At 73.2% G+C, this 19,591-nt stretch carries 20 protein-coding genes; 13 read left to right on the top strand and 7 right to left on the bottom strand.

Annotation, left to right across the window (positions count from 1 at the left end; all coding sequences use genetic code 11):
- Positions 1–204: 204 nt before the first annotated feature.
- The 6 genes from AB0I60_RS29740 to AB0I60_RS29715 all read left to right on the top strand — a co-directional run bounded on the left by AB0I60_RS29740 (position 205) and on the right by AB0I60_RS29715 (position 5,046).
- Entirely contained in the window at positions 205–642 is a 438-nt protein-coding gene (locus tag AB0I60_RS29740) for a hypothetical protein (RefSeq protein ID WP_360735463.1), read from the top strand.
- An 11-nt stretch (positions 643–653) separates the two neighbouring features.
- Positions 654–2,168, top strand: coding sequence for a PPE domain-containing protein (locus AB0I60_RS29735; protein ID WP_360735461.1), 1,515 nt, complete (start codon positions 654–656; stop codon positions 2,166–2,168).
- A complete protein-coding gene (locus AB0I60_RS29730) occupies positions 2,165–2,932 on the top strand; it encodes an ESX secretion-associated protein EspG (protein WP_360735459.1) in 768 nt (255 codons plus the stop codon). The genes AB0I60_RS29735 and AB0I60_RS29730 overlap by 4 nt, the downstream gene beginning before the upstream one ends.
- A gap of 413 nt (positions 2,933–3,345) precedes the next feature.
- A complete protein-coding gene (locus AB0I60_RS29725; RefSeq protein ID WP_360735457.1) occupies positions 3,346–3,894 on the top strand; it encodes an NAD(P)H-dependent oxidoreductase in 549 nt (182 codons plus the stop codon).
- On the top strand, positions 3,891–4,370 hold the full coding sequence (locus AB0I60_RS29720) for a flavin reductase family protein (RefSeq protein WP_360735455.1): 480 nt from the start codon (positions 3,891–3,893) through the stop codon (positions 4,368–4,370). The genes AB0I60_RS29725 and AB0I60_RS29720 overlap by 4 nt, the downstream gene beginning before the upstream one ends.
- A gap of 37 nt (positions 4,371–4,407) precedes the next feature.
- Positions 4,408–5,046 carry a hypothetical protein gene (locus AB0I60_RS29715; RefSeq protein WP_360735453.1) on the top strand — a complete coding sequence of 213 codons (639 nt, stop codon included), beginning with the start codon at positions 4,408–4,410 and terminating at the stop codon, positions 5,044–5,046.
- Positions 5,047–5,048: 2 nt separating this feature from the next.
- On the opposite strand, the gene AB0I60_RS29710 is transcribed toward AB0I60_RS29715, so the two are convergent.
- The 4 genes from AB0I60_RS29710 to AB0I60_RS29695 all read right to left on the bottom strand — a co-directional run bounded on the left by AB0I60_RS29710 (position 5,049) and on the right by AB0I60_RS29695 (position 9,273).
- Positions 5,049–5,732 (bottom strand): hypothetical protein, encoded by a 684-nt coding sequence (locus tag AB0I60_RS29710; RefSeq protein ID WP_360735451.1) that lies wholly within the window; start codon positions 5,730–5,732, stop codon positions 5,049–5,051.
- A 108-nt stretch (positions 5,733–5,840) separates the two neighbouring features.
- A complete protein-coding gene (locus AB0I60_RS29705) occupies positions 5,841–7,685 on the bottom strand; it encodes an FAD/NAD(P)-binding protein (protein ID WP_360735449.1) in 1,845 nt (614 codons plus the stop codon).
- Positions 7,682–8,443: an amino acid ABC transporter ATP-binding protein gene (locus AB0I60_RS29700; protein ID WP_360735447.1), complete on the bottom strand. Its 762-nt coding sequence runs from the start codon at positions 8,441–8,443 to the stop codon at positions 7,682–7,684. Before AB0I60_RS29700 ends, AB0I60_RS29705 begins: the two co-directional genes overlap by 4 nt.
- The gene (locus AB0I60_RS29695; protein WP_360735445.1) at positions 8,440–9,273 is read right to left on the bottom strand and encodes an amino acid ABC transporter permease; all 834 of its coding nucleotides are present in this window, start codon (positions 9,271–9,273) and stop codon (positions 8,440–8,442) included. The genes AB0I60_RS29700 and AB0I60_RS29695 overlap by 4 nt, the downstream gene beginning before the upstream one ends.
- Before the next feature lie 449 nt (positions 9,274–9,722).
- On the opposite strand from AB0I60_RS29695, the gene AB0I60_RS29690 reads away from it, so the two are divergent.
- The 5 genes from AB0I60_RS29690 to AB0I60_RS29670 all read left to right on the top strand — a co-directional run bounded on the left by AB0I60_RS29690 (position 9,723) and on the right by AB0I60_RS29670 (position 15,634).
- Positions 9,723–10,865, top strand: a complete 1,143-nt coding sequence (locus tag AB0I60_RS29690; protein ID WP_360735443.1) for an LLM class flavin-dependent oxidoreductase — start codon at positions 9,723–9,725, stop codon at positions 10,863–10,865.
- On the top strand, positions 10,862–11,347 hold the full coding sequence (locus AB0I60_RS29685; protein WP_360735441.1) for a GNAT family N-acetyltransferase: 486 nt from the start codon (positions 10,862–10,864) through the stop codon (positions 11,345–11,347). Before AB0I60_RS29690 ends, AB0I60_RS29685 begins: the two co-directional genes overlap by 4 nt.
- Positions 11,348–12,265, top strand: a complete 918-nt coding sequence (locus AB0I60_RS29680) for an ABC transporter substrate-binding protein (protein ID WP_360735439.1) — start codon at positions 11,348–11,350, stop codon at positions 12,263–12,265.
- 210 nt (positions 12,266–12,475) lie between these two features.
- The gene (locus AB0I60_RS29675) at positions 12,476–14,608 is read left to right on the top strand and encodes an EAL domain-containing protein (protein ID WP_360735437.1); all 2,133 of its coding nucleotides are present in this window, start codon (positions 12,476–12,478) and stop codon (positions 14,606–14,608) included.
- Between the two features lie 45 nt (positions 14,609–14,653).
- Positions 14,654–15,634 (top strand): trypsin-like peptidase domain-containing protein, encoded by a 981-nt coding sequence (locus AB0I60_RS29670; RefSeq protein ID WP_360735435.1) that lies wholly within the window; start codon positions 14,654–14,656, stop codon positions 15,632–15,634.
- 13 nt (positions 15,635–15,647) lie between these two features.
- Here AB0I60_RS29670 and AB0I60_RS29665 read toward each other — a convergent pair whose 3' ends face one another.
- Positions 15,648–15,860: a hypothetical protein gene (locus AB0I60_RS29665; protein ID WP_360735433.1), complete on the bottom strand. Its 213-nt coding sequence runs from the start codon at positions 15,858–15,860 to the stop codon at positions 15,648–15,650.
- Between the two features lie 110 nt (positions 15,861–15,970).
- Here AB0I60_RS29665 and AB0I60_RS29660 point away from each other — a divergent pair, with 110 nt between their 5' ends.
- On the top strand, positions 15,971–16,822 hold the full coding sequence (locus tag AB0I60_RS29660; RefSeq protein WP_360735431.1) for a Scr1 family TA system antitoxin-like transcriptional regulator: 852 nt from the start codon (positions 15,971–15,973) through the stop codon (positions 16,820–16,822).
- A complete protein-coding gene (locus AB0I60_RS29655; protein WP_360735429.1) occupies positions 16,819–16,992 on the top strand; it encodes a DUF397 domain-containing protein in 174 nt (57 codons plus the stop codon). Before AB0I60_RS29660 ends, AB0I60_RS29655 begins: the two co-directional genes overlap by 4 nt.
- Here AB0I60_RS29655 and AB0I60_RS29650 read toward each other — a convergent pair.
- Entirely contained in the window at positions 16,985–18,220 is a 1,236-nt protein-coding gene (locus AB0I60_RS29650; protein WP_360735427.1) for a cyclopropane-fatty-acyl-phospholipid synthase family protein, read from the bottom strand. The two genes, AB0I60_RS29655 and AB0I60_RS29650, sit on opposite strands and share 8 nt — an antisense overlap.
- A gap of 11 nt (positions 18,221–18,231) precedes the next feature.
- Positions 18,232–19,563: an FAD-binding oxidoreductase gene (locus AB0I60_RS29645; protein WP_360735425.1), complete on the bottom strand. Its 1,332-nt coding sequence runs from the start codon at positions 19,561–19,563 to the stop codon at positions 18,232–18,234.
- Positions 19,564–19,591: the final 28 nt, after the last annotated feature.

The following is a 19,591-nucleotide window of genomic DNA, read 5'->3' as shown; positions in this document are numbered from 1 at the left end:
GGAAACGAGCTCAACAGGGCCGAGCAGGTTCACCCGCATCCTTGAAACCTTTCAGCGTTGTCGCCCTGTGGTCGCCGAGTTTCGCACAGTGCCCGACCTCGCCGAATCCGCCGACGCGGCGGCGTTGGCCGCGCGTTGGGCGGGCGTTGGAGGAGAGGGTGACCCTGGGTCCGGTCCAGCAGGCTGCCTCCGCGAGGGATTCCGATGTACATCGCCGAACCAGGGAATGAAGAGGCCGAGGGGCGTCGGGTCCCCCAGGTCGCGGGCCAGGTCCCGACGCTCGACGGTCAGGTCCTCGCGCTGCGGGAGTCCGTGAACTCCGGGCGGGTGCTGCTCGACCCCGCGACCGGCGAGGAGATGCGCAAGATGCTCCTGGAGCAGATCGACCAGGTCGACTCGTGGCTGGAGCGCGCGGGCAGGCTCGCCCGCCCGGCGCCGCTGGGCGCGAACCCGGTCGGCGACCGGATGGCCGCCAAGTTCGAGGGCCGCGCCGAGGGCGACGAGCTGTCCTTCCTGTCGGTGATGACCGCCTACCGCGAGGTCCTCCAGCAGACGCACGACTCGGTGCGCAGCGCGATCCGCAACTTCCTGGCGGTCGACGAGGAGCACCGCGCCGAACTGACCCGCCTGAGCGGCAACTGAGAGGGCGAGCGATGGCTGACCAGAGGATCGACCTCGTCCTGACCGACACCCAGAACTGGGCGTCGCGGTCGCACCAGGAGCTCTACGAGGCGGTGCACACCAACAACGACCCCGGCCAGACCGGCGAGATCGGCGCGGAGTGGGGCCAGTTCGGCACCGAGCTGACCGAGTCCGCGCGGGTGATCACCGAGCGCGTGGCGGCCACCGAGACGGGCTGGACGGGCGAGGCCGCCGACGGCGCGCGCGCCGCCGTGAAGCTGCTCGCCGACTGGGTGACCCAGACCGCCGCGACCGCCGTCGAGGTGGGCAAGCGGGTCGAGGACCAGAGCCACATCATGGAGAACGCGCGGGCCTCCATGCCCGAGCCGATCGCGTTCAGCTGGGACCAGGCGACCGGCGCGTTCACCGCCGGCGGCATCCAGGGCTTCCTCAGCTCGGCGACCGACGTGCAGGCGGCCAACGACCAGGCCCGCGCCGCGCACGAGCAGGCCGTGGCCGTGATGACCACGATGGAGGACGAGTCCCGCGCGGTGGACCGGACCACCCCGGTGTTCACCGCGCCGTTCAACCCGGTGACCGGTCGCGTCGAGGAGCCCCCGCAGCTCCTGCAGGCCGTCACGGCGGGTGCGCCGACGCTCGGCGACGCGCAGGTCGCGGCCGTGCCCGCCGGCACGACGCAGACGTCCGCCGCCACCGCGCCCGCGCAGGCGGTCCCGGCCGGCTACACCCCGCCCGGCGGCGGGAGCGGCGGCTACGGCGGTGGTGGTGGCGGCACCGTGCCCCAGGTGCCCGCTGCCGCCTACCGCCCGGAGGGCACGACGGCCGCCGCAGCGGCGGCGCAGGTGCCGGTGGCGAACAAGTACACCCCGCCCGCCCACACCCCGCCGCCCGGTGGCGGCTACCAACCGCCCGGTGGCGGGTACGTCCCGCCGGGCTACCAGCCGCCCGGCGGCGGCACCGGCAAGCAGCAGCCCCCGCCGTACCGGCCCGCTCCCCCCGGCACCGTGGTACCCAAGCCGCAGAGCGGGTTCGGGCCGGGCGGCAGCAAGTTCCCGCCCTACATCCCGGCCGGCACGCCCGGCACCCCGCCGGTCCCCGGCAGCGGTCCGGTCCCCGGCGGCGGTGGCGGTGCGGGCGGCGGTGGCGGTGCCGGCGGCGGCGCACCCCGCTTCGGCGGCGGTGGCGCGGGCGGTTTCGGCGGCTTCGGCCCGACCGGTGCCGGCGGCGGTGGCGCGGGCCAGCTCGCGGCCGGCGGCGCGGCGGGCGTGGGCACCCCGGCGGCGGGTCCGCGCGGCCCGGTGCCCGGCGGCTTCGGGCCCGGCGCGGGCGGTGCGGCCGGCTCGCCGATGGGCGGCGCGGGCGCCCCGATGGGCGGCGGCGGTGCCGGCGGCCAGGGCGGCGAGGACAAGGAGCACCGGTCGGCGGCCTACATCCGGGGCGAGGACATCTTCGAGGTGCCCGGCGAGAACCTGCCCCCGTCGGTGATCGGCGGCGCGAAGCCCAGGAAGAAGGGCGGCGACCAGTGATCGAACCGCAGTTCCTGCTCACCCCGCGCGAACTGGACGTGCTGTGGCACGACCTGGGGCTGGGCCGGCTGCCGTACCCGCTGGACGTGCCCAGCGTCGGGGCGACCGGCGAGGAGCGCGCCCTGCTGCGGGCGCGGGTGCTGGCCGAGTACGGCGAGCCCGACCCGCGCCTGGTGGACCTGCTGCGCGTGCTCGCCGACCACCAGGTCGCGGTGGACGCGGTGGCGCACGTCGATCGCCCGGTGCGCGCGGTCGCCGCGTCGACCGGCCGGCACGCGGTGCTGGCGGTCGTGGACAGCGGCAAGATCGGCGTGCTGGAGATCCGGCCCACGGCACTGGCGCGGTCCATCGTCGAGGTGCTGCCGCACGGGTCGGCCGGGCCGGGCAGCGCGCTGTCGGTGCGGCTGGAGACGCTGGACGAGGCCATCGCGCTGCAACGGGCGTCGGAGGCCGACGAGGACGACGACGACCCGTGGGGCGGCGGCGGGCTGGACGAGCGCGACGCGCTCCAGCGGGCCGGCCTGTCCCGCGAGGACGCCTCGGTGATCAGCGAACTGGCCGCGAACCGGGTGGCCGGCGGCCAGTTCGGCGTCACCACCGGCGGCGGCTTCCGCGCCACCCGCGCGGGCGTGCTGATCACCTGGTTCGACACCAGGCAGGGCCGGTACCTGATGGTCCGCGAGAACGGCTGGCTCAGCCTCGCCCCGACCGACAACGACCGCATCGCCACCCGGATCGCCTCGGTCCTGTCGTCAGTCGCCTGACGACTCCTCGGGCTGCCTGCCGACCGACGACGGACGGCAGGCAGCAGAGGAGCACTCCGCCCCGGCAGCGGCAGCCCGGCAGCGGCAGCCCGACGGCGGCCGGCAGCGGCGGCCCCGCGGCTCGGCAGCGGCAGCCCAGCACCGGCCGGCAGCGGCAGCCCGGCAGCGGCAGCGACCCGGGTGGCCCGGCGACGGCAGCCGAAACACCGGCCGGCGGCCGGGGAGGCGTGCCGGCGGGCGGGGGCGGTCGTCGTGCCGGGCGTGCGGTTGCGGCCGGTGGCCGTGCGGTGGTCGTCGCGCCGGGCGGCGGTCCCCGGAATCCCGTTCCCCGGGGCGGTTTACCGCACCGCGCGGGGTGTCCCGCCCGTTGGACGACCTTGAGGGCCGCCGACGACGTTGGAATGCTCGGGTGCATGACCCAGCCACTCGTCGTCGGCGCGCTGGTCGGCAACCCGCGCCCGGCCTCCCGAACGTTGAACGCGGCGCTGGCCCTGCGCGAGGCCGTCGTCCGGGCCCTCACCGGGCAGGGCCGGGAGGTCGCCCCCGGCGGTCCGCTGGTGGACGCGGCCGAGCTCGCGCCCGAGGTGTTCCGGCCGGGTGCCACGGCCGTGCGGGAGGCGTTGGCGAGCCTCGCCGGCGCCGACGTCCTCGTCGTCGCCTCGCCGACCTACAAGGCCACCTACACCGGCCTGCTCAAGGCGGTGCTCGACCAGGCGCCCGGTGACTGGCTGCGCGGCCGGACCGCCGTGCCGCTGCTGGTCGCGGCGGCCGACAAGCACGCCCTGGCGGTGGAACTGCACCTCAAGCCGCTGCTCGCGGAACTCGGCGCGGCCGTGCCGGGGCGCGGTCTGTTCGTCGCCGAGGCGGACCTCGTGGCCGACCAGGAGCAGTTGATCACCGCGCTGGGCGGGCAGCTCGGCGACGCGGGCTGGTTCGCCGCGCCGGTGGGGGCGGGGCGATGACCGACGTCGGCACCGACCTGCGCGCCGCGCTGCGCGACTTCCCGCAGGGCGTGGGCATCGTCACCGCGAGCGGCCCGGACGGGCCGGTGGGCGTCACGGTCAGCTCGTTCACCTCGGCCAGCCTGCACCCGCCGCTGGTCGTGGTGTGGATCGGCGAGGGCGCGTCGGCGTGGCCGGTGCTGCGCACCGCGCCGCTGTTCGCCGTGCACCTGCTGCACGCCGGCCAGACGGGCCTGTCCGACCTGTTCGCCAAGACCGGCGCGGACCGCTGGGGCCACCCGGACACCCGGTGGCGGTCCGATGTGGACGGTGTGCCGCACCTGCTGGACGCACCGGTCCGGCTGCGCTGCCGGACGGCCCGCCGGATCGCCGTGGGCGACCACGTGGCGCTGGTCGGCGAGCCGCTGGAGATCCAGCACAGCTCGGGGAACCCGCCGCTGGTCCGGTTCCAGGGGCGGTACACGTCCGTCGCGTAGGGTCCGGCCCCTCTCCGGCGGCCGGTGCGACCACCCGGTGCACGGCCACGTGGAGGTGCTGGGCTGCCAGAACACGGCCGTGAACCTGGCGGACGGCCCGAACTCGATGGTGCTGCACCCGCCGGCCACCGGGATGACGCAGGAGAACTCCATCCCGGCGGGCCGCAGCACGGACGTGCCGGCCCGGATGGTGGCGGCGTCCGACCCGACCCGGATCGCCGAGGCGCTGCACCGGGTGCCGGAGCACAAGCGCCCGGTGCTCCGCCCGGAGCTGTTCGCCTTCTACGCGGAGCACTTCCCGCAGCACACCATCGCGCTGTGCTGCTTCGACAACGCCGAGGCGCGGCGGGCCAGGCCGCTGCTGCTGTGGTACCACCCGAACGACCCGGACCTGGTCGTGCTGCCGGCGCTGGACTGCCACACCGGGGGCGTGCCGGACCGGGACGCCGAGGTGGGGACCGACCACTGCGTGCTGCTCGGCTCCACCGGGGGCAACCCCGTCGCCTACGACCCGGACATGCGGCACAAGCTGCGCGCGTTCCTGCCGGACGCCGTGGTGGGCACGTGGGTCGGCGAGCCGCTGCCCAACGGCGACTTCGCCATCGCGCGGACCGACCTGGCGGCCCTGGGCGGGTCGGCAGACCTCCGCGCGAAGCTCCGGCGGGTCCGGCCGTAGCGCTACAGGTCTCCGTCGGTCACCAGGAACAGGGAGCAGCCCTCGGGCGTGCCCGCCACCCAGCCGGCCAGCCGGTCGAGGTGCTCGGCCAGCTCCTCCCGGACGTCCTCGGGGTCGTCCACCGGGTCGCCGTCGTCGTCGACGAACGCGTCGTCGTCCAGCCCGGCCAGCATCTCCGACCACCGGGGTTCGCCGGAGGCCGTCTGCCGGCCGAACTCGGCGGCGACCGCGGCCGGTGCACCGGGCGCGAGTTCCGTCACGACGGGCCAGTGCGCGCGGGGCCGGGTGCCGCGCGGCCACGGCCAGGCGACGTCGGCGACGCCCCACGACGCGGCGAGCGCGCCCAGGCCCAGCTCCTCCAGGACCGGCTCCCAGTCCAGGAACATCGTGTCCTGCAACCAGATCACGCCCGGGTCGCCGGCGGGTGCGCCGACCGACGCGAGCACCGGGACCAGCAGGCGGGCGAGGTCGTCGGCGTGCTCCTCGGCCGGTCGGCCGGCGAGCACGTCCCGGGCGAGCCCGGCGGTGGTCAGGCCCGATCCGCTGCGGCGGAGGTGGTGGTCGAGGTCGGCGACGGCGTCGCGGGCGGCGTCCCCGAGCACCTCGGCCGGGTCCTGCCCGGAGCCGACCAGCCCCCACAGGCGGTCCGGGGAGCAGGTGAACCCGTGCACGCGCCGTTCCGACATCGTCCGCCTCCCGTGCCCGTCCGCCGGCTCGCCCCGGTCGACCGGCCAGAGGATACCGAGCGCGCGGTGCCGGGTGGCGCGACCGGCGGTCCGAACAGGACCGCCCGGTCAGCCGCAGCGCCCGTAGGCGGTGGCCTCGTCCACCTCCGCCGCCGCCAGGAAGCGCAGCAGAGCGCGCGCGACCTCGTCGTTCTGCCGGAACGCGGGTGCGTTGGTCTGCGGCCGGGAGAAGGCGGCGTAAGCCTTGTTGGTCGTGTACGGCCCGACGGCGAAGCGCCGCGCGTGCGGCACGCCCGAGGCGTCCAGCACCCGGCTGTCGGCCGCGTCGACCTCCACCAGCCCCCGGGCGTCGCGCACGTCCCCCGCCGCCACCAGCGAGCGCAGCAGCGGGTCGGCGGTGCGCTCCAGCACGTGCACGGGCAGGCGGGCCTCGATCAACCCGCGCCCGCGCACGACGTGACCGGGGATGGCGGCGCTGCCGGCCAGGAACACCCCGTCCACCGCCTCGACCCACACGTCGGGGCCCAGGAACGACACCACGCCCGCCCGGGACAGCGCGAGCAGCTCCTCCAGCCGGTCCGGCGGCGGACCGCTGGCCAGGTAGCTGAAGAAGCCGTGCCACCAGCCGTCCTCGCCGACCAGCCGACCGGACGCGGCGAGCACCGCCACCTGCCCGTAGACGCCCAGCAGGGCCAGGAACGCGCCCAGGTCGGCGCTGTGCTCGCTCGACGAGCGCCGCGCCACGTCCGCCGCCACGTACGACCGCACGTGCTCCTGGAACTCCTCCGAGGTGGCGAAGGTCAGGCCGGCCAGGGGCCGGTCCAGCCGTTCGAAGTCCACCCGGTCGGACTCGCGCGGCACGGCGGCGCGCTCCAGCTCCCGCATGTCCGCGCTGTACCAGTCCAACTCGGCGAACCGCGCGCGGAACTCGTGCCACGGCAGCGCGACCCGCGAGGGGTGCCCGGTGAACAGCTCGCGGTAGTGGCCGTGGGCGACCTCCTTGGCCATCAGCGGCCAGGCGTCGCGCCGGAAGTCGACCTCGCCGCCGGCGGCGAGCAGCTCGGCCGCGACGAAGAACTGCGGCGGGCCGGGCGGCTCGCCCACCAGCCGGTACCCGGTCTTGGAGTGGTAGGGCACGCCGCGCCGCGAGCCGACGTGCAGCCGGGGTTCCCGCCCGGACGGCAGGTAGTCCAGCCGGTCACCCACCCGGACGAACCGGCCGCCGCGCCCCTCGGCCAGCAGCACGGCCAGGTCCACGAAGGCCAGCCCCAGGCCGCGCACGACGACGTCCGCGCCGGCGGGCACCGCCGACAGGTCCGCGTCGGCGGTGTAGTCCGGCGGCAGGTGGACCAGGCCGTGCTCGGCCGCGTAGTCCGCCGCCTTCAGGTGCTCGGGTGACGGCTCGGCGTCCAGGTGGCCCAGCGCGAGCACCACGACGTCGGCCACCAGCGGCTCCGGGCGGTCGGCCAGCCACACCCGCTGCCGCACCTGCGGCGACCCGGTGAGCCGGACCGCCTTCGTCGGGTGGACGTGCACCGAGCTGCCGGGCGGCAGCGCGGCGACCGCCTCGCGGTGGAACCACTTCAGGTACGCGCTCTGGACCCGTCTGCTCGGGAACGAGGTGGGTTCCATCACCGCCAGCTCGGCCCGCACCTCCGGGTCGAGGTCCACAGCGGACACCTCGGTCGCCCACTCGGCGAGCGACGGCCCCGGCCGCACCGGGCCCTGGCAGACCACGGACGAGTCGGTGAACACCGTGACGTCCTCGGCCATCGAGTTCATCCGCAGCAGCGGCGACTGCTCGTGCCGCCACACCCGCCCGGAACCGGCCGCGAACGGGTCGACCAGGTGCACCTCCACCGGCCCGCCGAGCAGTTCCGGCGCGTTCGCGGCGATCCGCTCGACCAGGCCGGACGCCCTCGGCCCGGCGCCCACCACGACCACGACGCTCATCGCACCCGGGCCAGGAACTCGCGGGTGCGGTCGTGCCGGGGGTGGTCCAGCACGACGTCGGGCGGCCCGGCCTCGACCACCAGGCCCTCGTCCAGGAACACCACGGTGTCCGCGACGGACCGGGCGAACCCGATCTCGTGGGTGACCACGACCATCGTCATCCCGTCGGCCGCGAGGTCGCGCATGACCTCCAGCACCTCCCCGACCAGTTCGGGGTCCAGCGCCGAGGTGGGCTCGTCGAACAGCATCACCTCGGGCCGCATCGCCAGCGCGCGGGCGATGGCCACGCGCTGCTGCTGCCCGCCGGAGAGCCGGCGCGGGTAGGCGTCTTCTCGGCCGGCCAGCCCGACGCGGGCGATGAGCGCACGCGCCTGCTCCTCGGCTTCGGCGCGCGGCACGCCCAGCACGCCGACCGGTGCCTCCACGACGTTGCGCAGGACCGTCAGGTGGCCGAACAGGTGGAAGCCCTGGAACACCATGCCGATGGACGCCCGCTGGGCGGCGACGGCGCGCTCCTTCAGCTCGTGCAGCTTCCCCCCGTGCCGCCGGTACCCGACGAGTTCGCCGCCGACCTCGACCTCACCCCGGTCGGGCTTCTCCAGGTGGTTGAGGCAGCGCAGCAGCGTGCTCTTGCCGGATCCGGACGGCCCGATCACGCACGTCACCGAGCCGCGCGCGACCGACAGGTCGACGCCGCGCAGGACGGGCGTGCCGTTGAAGCTCTTGTGCAGCCCGGTGACTCGAACGGCGGCGGTCACGACAGCCTCCCCGCGCCCCGCGCGTAGTACCGCTCGACGTAGTGCTGGCCGACGCCGAGCAGGCTGGTGACGAGGACGTACCAGATCGTGGCGACCAGCAGCAGCGGGATGATCAGGTAGTTGCGGTTGTAGATGAGCTGGACGGAGTAGAGGAGGTCCTGCACGGCCAGGACGCTGACGATCGACGTCCCCTTCAGCGTGCCGATGAGCATGTTCCCGGCGGCCGGGATGATGGCCCGCATCGCCTGCGGCAGCACGATCCGGCGCAGCACCCGGCCGCGCCGCATCCCCAGTGCCAGGGCCGCTTCGACCTGACCGGCGTCCACCGACAGGATGCCGCCGCGCACCACCTCGGCGGCGTAGGCGGCCTCGTGCAGCACCAGCCCGGTGATCACGGCGGTGACCGGCCCGATCAGCGGCGTCGCGCCGGACAGCGCCGGGTACAGCGCCCCGATGTTGAACCAGAACAGCAACTGCACCAGCAGCGGCACCGACCGGAACAGCCAGACGTAGCCCCAGCTCACACCCACCAGCACCGGGTTGCCCGACAACCGCATCACGGCCAGCACGCCGCCGAGGGCGAAGCCCAGCACGACGGTCAGCGCGGTCAGCCACAGCGTCAGGCCCAGCCCGCGCAGCACCGCCTCGGTGGTGAAGTACTCGACCACCACGCCCCACTGGAACTGCTCGTTGGTCACCACCGACCAGAGCAGCACCAGCAGGGCGGACGAGACCAGCGCCGCCGACGCCCAGCGCCAGGGGCGGCGCAACGGCACGATCTCGGCGGCTTCGCGGACCTGTGTCGGCGACACGACGGTCGAAGCGCTCACGACGTCTCCAGAGCACGAGGGAATACGACAATGCCTGCCGCGTCCCTCAACGCCGCCGTTCGATCGTAGGCGTGCGACCGCGCGGCGAGTCAAGGCATTCCGTCATCTGGACCGCACCGGTGCCGCCGTTGACGACCGCGCCCGCCGCTGCTGGACTGGTGTCGTGCATTCCGTGCCGCTGGTCATCCGCGGCCACATCGACTTCGGTCGGGTGTGGTCGTCCTCCTGTTCGGGCTGACCGGCCCGCCGACCCCCGCGCGTCTCCCTCAACGTCGTTGGCGCGTCGGCGTTCTCCCGCCCGCGTCCGGGCGCTTCCGGCGCAATCCGATCCGTACGACGACTTCCCCGGGCTTCGGCTCCCCCACTCCGGCGCGTTTTCCCGTCCTGGCGGGAAAACCTCGGTGGGCGAGCACGTCCGGGCGAGAACCACCATGGGGAAGGTACTCGACGTGCCTGTTGAGTTTCTGGGGATAGGCGGCACCAACGACGGGTCGGAGACGCACCCGCGCAGCGGTGCCTCCTTCGACAAGGAGTACGCGCTGCGGCTGGCCCGCGCGCACGAGGAACACGGCTGGGACCGGGTGCTGTTCGCCTACGGCTCCGGCTCGCCCGAACCCGCGCAGGTCGCCGCGTACGTGGCGACCAAGCTCGACAAGGTGCAGATCCTGTTGGCGCACCGGCCGAACGTCTCCTACCCGACGTTCGCCGCGAAGACGTTCGCCACGCTCGACCAGATCAGCGACGGCCGGTTGACGGTGCACTTCATCACCGGCGGCACCGACCACGAGCAGCAGCGCGAGGGCGACTACCTGACCAAGGACCAGCGCTACTCCCGCACCCGCGAGTACATCGGCATCGTGAAGAAGGCGTGGACGTCCCGCGAGCCGTTCGACCACGAGGGCGAGCACTACCGGTTCGCCGACTTCGTCAGCGACGTGTTCCCGGTGCAGCAGCCACGCCCGGACGTCTCGTTCGGCGGTTCCTCGCCGGCGGCGTACGCGGCGGGCGGCGCGGAGGCGGACATCTTCTGCCTGTGGGGCGAGCCGCTGGCCGACACCGCCGCGCAGATCCAGGCCGTGAAGCAGGCCGCGCAGGACGCCGGGCGCACCGACGTGCCGCGCTTCCAGGTCGCGTTCCGGCCGATCCTCGGCGCGACCGAGGAACTGGCCTGGGAGAAGGCGCACCGCACGGTCGAGGCGATCGGGCGGCGCACGGCGGGCGGGAAGTCGTTGACCCGCAGGCACTCCCTGACCAGCCCGGAGAACACCGGCTCGCAGCGGCTGCTGGAGATCGCCAGGCGCGGCGAGCGGTTCGACCGGGCGCTGTGGACGCCCACGGCGGCGGCGACCGGTGGCGCGGGCAACTCCAACGCCCTGGTCGGCACGCCGGAGACGGTCGCCCGCGCGCTGCTGGACTACTACGACCTCGGCGTGGACATCCTGTCGGCACGCGGCTACGACATGGTGGACGACACCATCGACTTCGGCCGGTACGTGATCCCGATCGTCCGCGAGGAGGTCGCCAAGCGCGACCGGGAACGCGCCGCCCGGCTCGTGGAGCCCCGGCGGGAGTCCCTCGCGGTGGACGGATGACCGTCGACACCGTCGAGGCCCGCCGGGTGCGCTGGGAGGACCCGGAGACCGCGCCGCTGCGCGAGGAGCTGGCCCGGGAGTACGTGACCCGGTACGGCGAGGGCGCGCGGGAGGAGCTGACCCGGTACGACCCGGCGCTGTTCACCCCGCCGGACGGGGTGCTCCTGCTGCTGTTCGAGGGCGGCGCGGCCGTCGCGGGCGGCGCGTTCATGCGCCACGACGAGCGCACCGCCGAGTTCAAGCGGATCTGGACGCACTCCGACCACCGGCGGCGCGGCCTGGGCCGGCGGGTGGTCGCCGAGCTGGAGCGCGCGGCGGCGCGGTCCGGCTACCGCCGGGTCTACCTGACCACCGGCCCGCGCCAGCCGGAGGCCGTCGGCCTCTACCTGGCCACCGGTTACACGGCCCTGTTCGACGTGGGGGCGGACCCGCTCACCACGGGGCACCTGCCCTTCGAGAAGCACCTGCCTGGGGACGACTAAATGCGCACGAGACACCTGCTGACGCTGTTGAGCCTGCTCGCCCTGGTGGTGACGGGGTGCTCGTCCGCCGGCGCGGCGGACCCGGCGGGCCGGGGCGTGCAGCCCGACGCCGACGTGCTGTCCGGGGTCGTCGAGGACGACGCGATCGCCGCCCTGCTGCCGGCCGACGTGCGGGCGGCGGGCGTGGTCAAGTTCGGGACGTCGGTGGGCGGCCAGCCGCCGTCGTCGTTCTACGCCGAGGACAACCGGACGCTGCTGGGCCAGGACGTCGACCTGGCCGAGGCGGTCGGCAAGGTGCTCGGGCTGCGCATCGACCGCGAGGTGGCCGCGTTCGAGGTGATCCTGCCCGCGCTGGGCAGCGGCAAGTACCAGGTCGGCACGGGCAACTTCGGCGTCACCGAGGCGCGCAAGAAGACCATCGACTTCGTCACCTACATCAACGACGGCCAGGGTTTCGCGGTGCGCGCGGACGACACCCGGTTGACAAAAGTGGAAAACCTTTCGCAATTGTGCGGGTTGAAGATCGGCACCGGTGCCGGCACCACGTTCGAAGCGACCCTGGAGAAGGAGAAGCACATCTGCCCGGACGCCGGGAAACCCGCTTACGAGGTGCTCAGCTTCGCCGAGAACGCGGCAGTTTACCTGGGTCTCCAGCAACGGCACATCGACGTCGTGATGAGCACGATCAACGGTTTGCGGCACGCCGCCGCGAACCAGCCCAACCTGCGGTTCCTCAACGAGTTCAAGCGGCTGGACGTGGGCTTCGCGTTCCAGAAGGGCTCACCGCTCGCGCCGGCGTTCCAGGCAGCGGTGAACAAGCTCGTCCAAGACGGCACCTACCTGCGGATCCTGGAGAAGTGGGGCACCAAGGACTCGGCCATCCCGGAGTCCCTGATCAGCCCGCCGGAACACGCGTAGGGTGCCCGCGTCGGGCGAACCGGGACACTTCGCCGGTCCCGGTCCGCCCACCCGGCAGTGCGGTTACCAGCCGGTAGGCTGATCATCTTGCGCCGGTCCGGTGGAATACCAGTAAGCTCGATGGCGACCTACACACCGTCAATGCATCCATTCGAGTGACAACGGATGGCACATGCGCACGTCGGAATGGCCCCGCAGAGCTGAATGACGATGGCCGAACAGGCAGGTGCCGCGACCGGCGGCGAACCCGGGGCGTTCCAGCACGCCCGGGAGGAGTTCGCCCGGCGCTGGGCGTCCGCCCTCGGCGACACCGCCCCGCCCGGGCAGCCGGGCCTGGTGGAGCGGCTCGCCGAGCACAGCGGCCAGCTGCACGCGGCCGTGCTCCACGAGCCGTACCCGGCGACCACCGCGCACGAGGTCGGCCGCGCCCTGGTCGAGCACGACCTCACCTCCGCCACCGCGCTGGAGCGCTCACTCGCGTTCCTCGGCGAGCACCTGATCACCCACTTCGGCCTGCCCGCCGAGCGCACCACCCGGCTGATGGCCGTGATCGGCGGGGTCGCCGCCGGCTACAGCGACGCGCTGCGCGAGCGCACCCTGGAGCAGCAGGACCCCGGCCGCACGGCGGCGCTGCGCACCCTGCGGGAGGCCGAGGCAGCGCTGCGGGTCAGCGAGGCCAAGTTCCACGCCGTGTTCCGCACCTCCGCCGTGGCGATCGCGCTGACCGGCATGGACAGCGCGATCCTGGACTTCAACGACGCCCTGCTGGCGCTGCTCGACTACACCTCCGAGGAGCTGGTCGGCACCTGCGCGCGCGACCTCGTGCACCCCGAGGACCGGGCGTCGGTGACCGGCATCACCGGCGCGCTGGCGTCCGGGGCGCGCGAGAACGTCCGGGCCGAGCTGCGGCTCGTGCGCAGCGACGGCGAGACCATCCCGGTGCTGATCGCGGTCGCGCTGGTGCGCGACGACGCCGGCGTGCCCGCCTACCACGTGACCATGATCGAGAGCCTGGACGAGCTGCGCGCGCTGCAGACCCAGCTGGTCCGGCAGAGCCTCAACGACGTGCAGACCGGGTTGGCCAACCGGGCGCAGTTCCTCGGCTGGCTGGAGGGCGCGGTCGGCGCCAAGGGCCCGGACTCGCTGGCGCTCGTGGTGTTCGACGTGGACGGGTTCCGGGTGGTCAACGACGCGTTCGGGCACGAGGTCGGCAACCGCGTCCTCGACCAGGTCGCCGGGCACCTGCGGGCGGTGTTCGCCGACGTCGGGCAGCTCGCCCGGACCGGGCCGGACGAGTTCGGCGTGCTGATCCGCAACCCGGCGGACACGCCGGCGGTCATCGCGCTCGCGGAGGACGCCGTCGACCTGCTGGCCGAGCCGCTGTGGGTGGACGACCACGGCATCGGCGTGACGGCCAGCGTCGGCATCGTGGTGGTCGAGCCCGCGCGCGGCGCGGACGCCGCCGAGCTGCTGCGCTGCGCGGACGTGACGCTGCGGTGGGCCAAGGACGACGGCACGGCCCAGTGGGCGCTCTACGACCCGGAGCGCGACCGCCGCAACCGGTCGCGGCTGGTGCTGGCGGCGTCCATCTCGGGAGGGTTGGAGCAGGGCGACTTCCGGGTCGACTACGAGCCGGTGTACGCGCTGGCGGACCGGTCGCTGATCGCCGTCGAGGCCCGGCTCGGCTGGGACCACCCCGAGCAGGGCCTGCTCGACCCGCCCGCGCTGGCGTCGCTGGCCGCGTGCGCGCCCGGGATGGCGGTGCGGCTGAGCCGGTGGGCGGTGGAGCACGCGTGCGGGCAGGCCGGCGCGTGGTACGCCGAGTTCGGGCCCGCCACCCCGGTGCTGGTCATGGACCTGACCGCGCGGCAGTGCCAGGAGCCCGAACTCGTCGCCGAGGTGCTCCGCGTGCTGCGCGCCGGGGGTCTCCCCGCCGCCGGGCTGCGGTTCGAGCTGGACGAGCGGCTGCCCGCGCTGATCACCGACGACCAGGCCGAGGAGCTGGGCATCCTCGCCGAGCACGGCGTCCGGTTCGTGCTGGCCCAGACCGGCGGCAACCTCCCGGTCGACAAGCTGCGGCGGGTCCCGCTGCACGGCGTGAAGTTCCAGGGGTCGGCCGTGCACGGGCTGGCCGAGGGCGCGGACCGGATCGACGAGAGCGCCGCCGTGGCGTCGCTGGGCTGGGCCCGGGGTCTGGGCATCCCGCTGTACGCGGCGGGCGTCGGCACGGAGTTCGAGGCGCGTCGGCTGGCCAGGCTCGGCGTGACCGGGGCGCAGGGCCCGCTGTTCGGCACGTCACCCCTCACCTCGGACGAGGTCCGCGCACTTCTTGGCGAGTCCTAGGCGGACGCTCAGGTTGCTCATAGCCCGCGGCGCTTTCCTGGGTGCATGACACAGGACTTCCCCGCCGTGAGCGGATCGCTGAACGAGAACCCGCACGACCCCGGCTTCGGCGCCCCCTACGCGCCGGTCGGCGTCCAGGGCCCGACCGGTGCCTTCGGCTCGTGGAACGGCGTCGACCCCCGGGGTGTCGGTCCCCAGGGCTTCGGCGTCGGGCCGCAGCCGGCCCCTCCGCAGCCCCCGAAGCCGTTCTGGCGGCGGACCGGCACGGCGGTGACGTCGGCGGCGCTGATCGCCGCCCTGTTCGGCGGGGTGACCGGCGGTGTCGTCGGCGCGATGAACGCACCCGGCGCGGTGGCCGGCACCTCCGGCTCGTCCGTGGCGCTGCAAACGTCGGAGAAGTCCTCTTCGGACGTCAGTGCAGTGGCGGCGAAGGTGCTGCCGAGCGTGGTCCAGGTGAACGTGGCGACGGCACAGGGCCAGGGCATCGGTTCCGGCGTGGTGCTGTCGGCGGACGGGCGCATCCTGACCAACAACCACGTCGTGTCGGGGGCACAGCAGGTGTCGGTGACGTTGAACGACGGTCGGACCGTGGACGCGAAGGTGCTCGGCACCGACCCGACGAGCGACCTGGCGGTCGTGCAGGCGCAGGGCGTGAGCGGGTTGGCGCCGGCGTCGTTCGCCGACTCGGACCAGGTGAAGATCGGCGACCAGGTCGTGGCGATCGGCTCGCCGGAGGGCCTCCAGGGCACGGTGACGTCCGGGATCGTCAGCGCCCTCGACCGGAAGGTCACGGTGCCGGGCGAGACGCGGCGCTCGGCGTCGGTGAGCTACCAGGCGATCCAGACCGACGCGTCGATCAACCCGGGCAACTCGGGCGGCCCGCTGATCAACGCGGCCGGCGAGGTGGTCGGCATCAACTCGGCCATCTACTCCCCGGCGTCGGACAGCGGCGCGGCGGGCAGCGTCGGCATCGGCTTCGCCATCCCGTCCAACCAGGCCAAGCAGATCGCCGACCAGCTCACCTGACGTTCCGACGTGGTCACCGGGAGCCCGGATCGGCGAGGGCGGCGGTGAACTGGGCCACGCAAGCGGCGGCCACGTCCCGGGTCATGGTGAGGTCGAACGTGCCCGGGTCGCCGTCGAACACGACGTACAGCTCCCGGTCGTCCAGGTCGGTGCGGGTGCGGACGGTGGTGCCCTCGGCGATGACGACCGAGGCGAGCACCGAGACGGCGGGCGTTTCGACTCCCACGACAGAACCTCCACTAAGCTGGATGGAGCAAGCAAGGTGCGGCCAGGCTATGGGACCACGTGTAGCTTGCGCAGCTACACGGATGAGTGATCCCCGAAGGAGCAGCGGAAGTGGGCCAGGCCGTGCAGACCATGCCGCGCCGTCTTCTCGGCGGCGAACTGAAGCGGTTGCGCCGGGCTGCGGGCAAATCGCTTGACGACTCAGCACGAGTCATCGACAAGGATCGCAGCCGCCTGATCAAAGTCGAGGACGGCCGGTCCACGTTGAAGGCGGATGACCTGGAGTCACTGCTCTCGTTCTACGAGGTGGCCGAGCGGGACCGCAAGAAGGTTCTCGCCATGGGCGTGGAAGCCCGTCAGCGCCAGTCGAAGCGGGCCTACGTCGACCTACTGCCCGGCGCTCTCAGCCGCATCGCCGACCTCGAATCGGCGGCGAGCAGCATCGCCTACTACGACCGCGCCGTCATCCCGGGCCTGCTCCAACTCCCCGAGTACACCGAAGCCCAGATGGTTTCCGGTGACGGCATTTGGTGGGAGGCGTCCTACCGAGAGCGGTCTAACCGCACCGCGTTCCGCCTCGAACGGCAGAAGCTGTTGGCTGAGAAGGAGTTCGACTTCTACTTCACCGAAGACGCGCTGAACATCGCGGTCGGCGGTCGGGATGTCATGCGGCGGCAGGTCGACCACCTGCTGGCCGCGAGCGACCGACCGAACGTCTCGCTTCGCCTGCTCGATGCCACCGACCCGCGCAACCCGTGCCAGCAGGGTGCGCTGGTCCTGCTGGAGTTCGACCTCGGCACCCCTCGCGTCGGTCTCCTCCCGGTGGCCTACGGGCCGTCCACCTACTTGGACGAGCCGGCCGACACCGAGGCGATCGCGCGGTGCTTCCAGCGGCTTTCGGCGCTGGCCTACTCTGAGGAAGAATCGCGTTCGCGGTTGGAGGCGGCCTTGGAGGCGATGTGACCGACACCGGTTGGTTCAAGAGCAGCTACAGCACCGCAGGCAACGACAACTGCGTCGAGGTGCGGTTGACCCGCGACCACGTCGGCGTCCGGGACTCGAAGAACCCGCACGGCGACGCCCTGCGGGTTCCCCTCGGCACGTGGGACCGGTTGCTCGACCGGCTCAGCTGAACCAGTCCGGGCGCAGGGGCATCCCGGACGACGTCCCGTCCAGCTTCACGCCCAGCACCTGGTGCAGTTGGATGTTGTTGCGCTCGAACCCCAGCCTCGACGCCGCCAGGTACAGCCGCCACACCCGCGCGCGGCCCGCGCCGACCTCGGCCACCGCGTCGTCCCAGTTCGCGTCCAGGTTGCGGCCCCACGCGGCCAGCGTCAGGGCGTAGTGCTCCCGGATGTTCTCCTCGTGCCGCACCTCGAAGCCCGTGTCGTGCATAAGCGACACGAGGTGGCCCGGTCCGACCAGTTCGCCGTCCGGGAACACGTACCGGTTGATGAAGTCGCCCGTCCGCGCGCGCTGGCGGTTGTCCGGTCGGGTGATGCAGTGGTTGAGCATCCGGCCGCCGGGGCGCAGCTTGCGGTACAGGGTGCGGAAGTAGGCGGGCAGCTTGGCCTTGCCGATGTGCTCGGTCAGGCCGATCGAGCTGATCGCGTCGAACCCGCCCTCCCGCACGTCGCGGTAGTCCAGGTAGCGCACCTCGGCCAGCTCCGCGAGCCCCGCCTCGACGATGGCCTTCTGCGCCCACTCCGCCTGGTTGCGCGACAGGGTGACGCCCAGCGCCTTCACGCCGTACTCGCGCGCGGCGTGCATCACCATCCCGCCCCACCCGCACCCGACGTCGAGCAGCCGCATCCCGGGCTTCAGCCCGAGCTTGCGCGCCACCAGGTCGTGCTTGGCGAACTGCGCCTGCTCCAGGGTGGACCCCGCAGTCGGGTACACCGCGCAGGTGTAGGCCATGGACGGCCCGAGCACCCACTCGTAGAACGCGTTCGACACGTCGTAGTGGTGCGCGATGGCCTCCCGGTCCCGGGCCTTGGAGTGGCGCAGGCCGTGCAGCCTGCGCTCCTGCGGCGGGATCTCGACCCGCCCGCCGAGCCGCTGCCTGCCCAGCGTCCCGAGCAGCTCGATCCGCTGCAACCACGGCACTTCCCGCAGCGACAGCTCGGACAGGTGCGCCAACGCGCCGTACACGTCCCCGATGATCTCCAGGTTCCCGGTCACGTACGCCCGCGCCAGACCCAGCTCACCGGGTGCGGACGCCAGGTAGGACAGCGCTTCCGGCGATCTCACCTCGATGCGCACGTCCGCGTCGGCCGAACCCGCCCGGCTGCCGTCGTATGCGCTGAACCCGACGGACGCGTCGCCGCCGACCGCCCGCTGGAACACCTCGGCCAACCGCATGGACCCTCCATTCACCTGCGGAGTACACACTTGGCGTAGAGGTCGGGGAGCCGGGCGTCGGCGTCGTACCGCTTCTTCAGGCCGCGGTAGGTCTCGCCGTTGTAGTTCGCCCAGAACTCCTCTTCCCCGTAGTAGGAGTCCGAGTACAGCGACTTGTGCCCGCCGAGCCCGGTCACCTTCTCCTCGATCAGCCGGTTGCGGCTGCCCATCTGCTCGTCGGGCCGCAAATCCACTGTGGACCAGAAGCCGACGTTGACGTAGAGCACGTCCGGGTCCATCGGGTACAGCGGCCAGCCCGCGCGGTCGCGCAGCCGGACCGGGCACAGCCAGACCGGCTCGATGCCGATCTCGCGGTGGAAGAACTCCAGGAACTCGGCGAGCCGGGACACCGGGATCTCGACGTCCTGGATCACCGGTTCCTGCACGGCCCTGCTCAGCTTGGCGCTGAAGCCGCGCTTGCGGTCCCACGCCACGATCCGCCGGTAGACGTCGGAGCGCAGGTACCGCTTGGGCACCAGCCCGCGCACGAGGGGGTGCTGCACGCCGAACGCCCGCGAGCACCAGAACCAGTCGGTGTCCCAGCGCCACAGGTAGTCGCGCGCTGTGAGGTAGTCCGTCCGCTTCGCCTGGATCGACCGGTAGTAGATGCGGCGCCCGGTGTAGTCCGACCGGTGCGGGGCCTCGTCCACCCAGTTCGCCAGCGTCAGGTACTGCTCGTGGTCGGAGAACACCGTGCCGTCGATGAAGTCGACCGGTTCGTCCTGGTAGGAGCGCTCCGCGCAGACCGCTTCGACGACCTCGGCGAGTTCCCGCGCCGACCCGAACGGCACGTGCCGCAGCCGCGCGAACGGCTGGACCGGCTCCAGCTCGATCTCCAGCCGCAGGGCGTAGCCGAGCGTGCCGTAGGAGTTGGGGAAGCCCCGGAACAGGTCGTCGGACGGTCCGACGACGACCACCTCGCCGTCGCCGGTCAGCACTTCCAGCTCGCGCACCGACTCGTGCGGCAGCCCGTTGCGGAAGGAGCTGGACTCGATGCCCAGGCCGGCCACCGCCCCGCCGAGCGTGATCGTCTTGAGCTGGGGCACCACCAGCGGCATCAAGCCGTGCGGGAGGGTGGCGTCCACCAGGTTCTCGTAGGTGGTCATGCCCTGCACCTGGGCGGTCCGCGCGGACGCGTCGACCGAGAGCACGCGGTCGAAGCGGGCCACGTCGAGGCCGCCGGGTTGGTCGGCGCGGAACCGGAACAGGTTCGACGTCGGCTTGGCGAGCCGGACGGGCCTGCCCGCCGGGATCGCCGCGTACTGGCCGCGCAGCGCGGCCACCGCCTGGCTGTGATCGCTCACGAGACGACGTTAGGCCGACGGACCGGTG

The organism is Actinosynnema sp. NPDC050436, from assembly GCF_040655415.1.
GTDB lineage: Bacteria > Actinomycetota > Actinomycetes > Mycobacteriales > Pseudonocardiaceae > Actinosynnema.
This window is presented reverse-complemented; position numbering and strand designations above follow the sequence as displayed.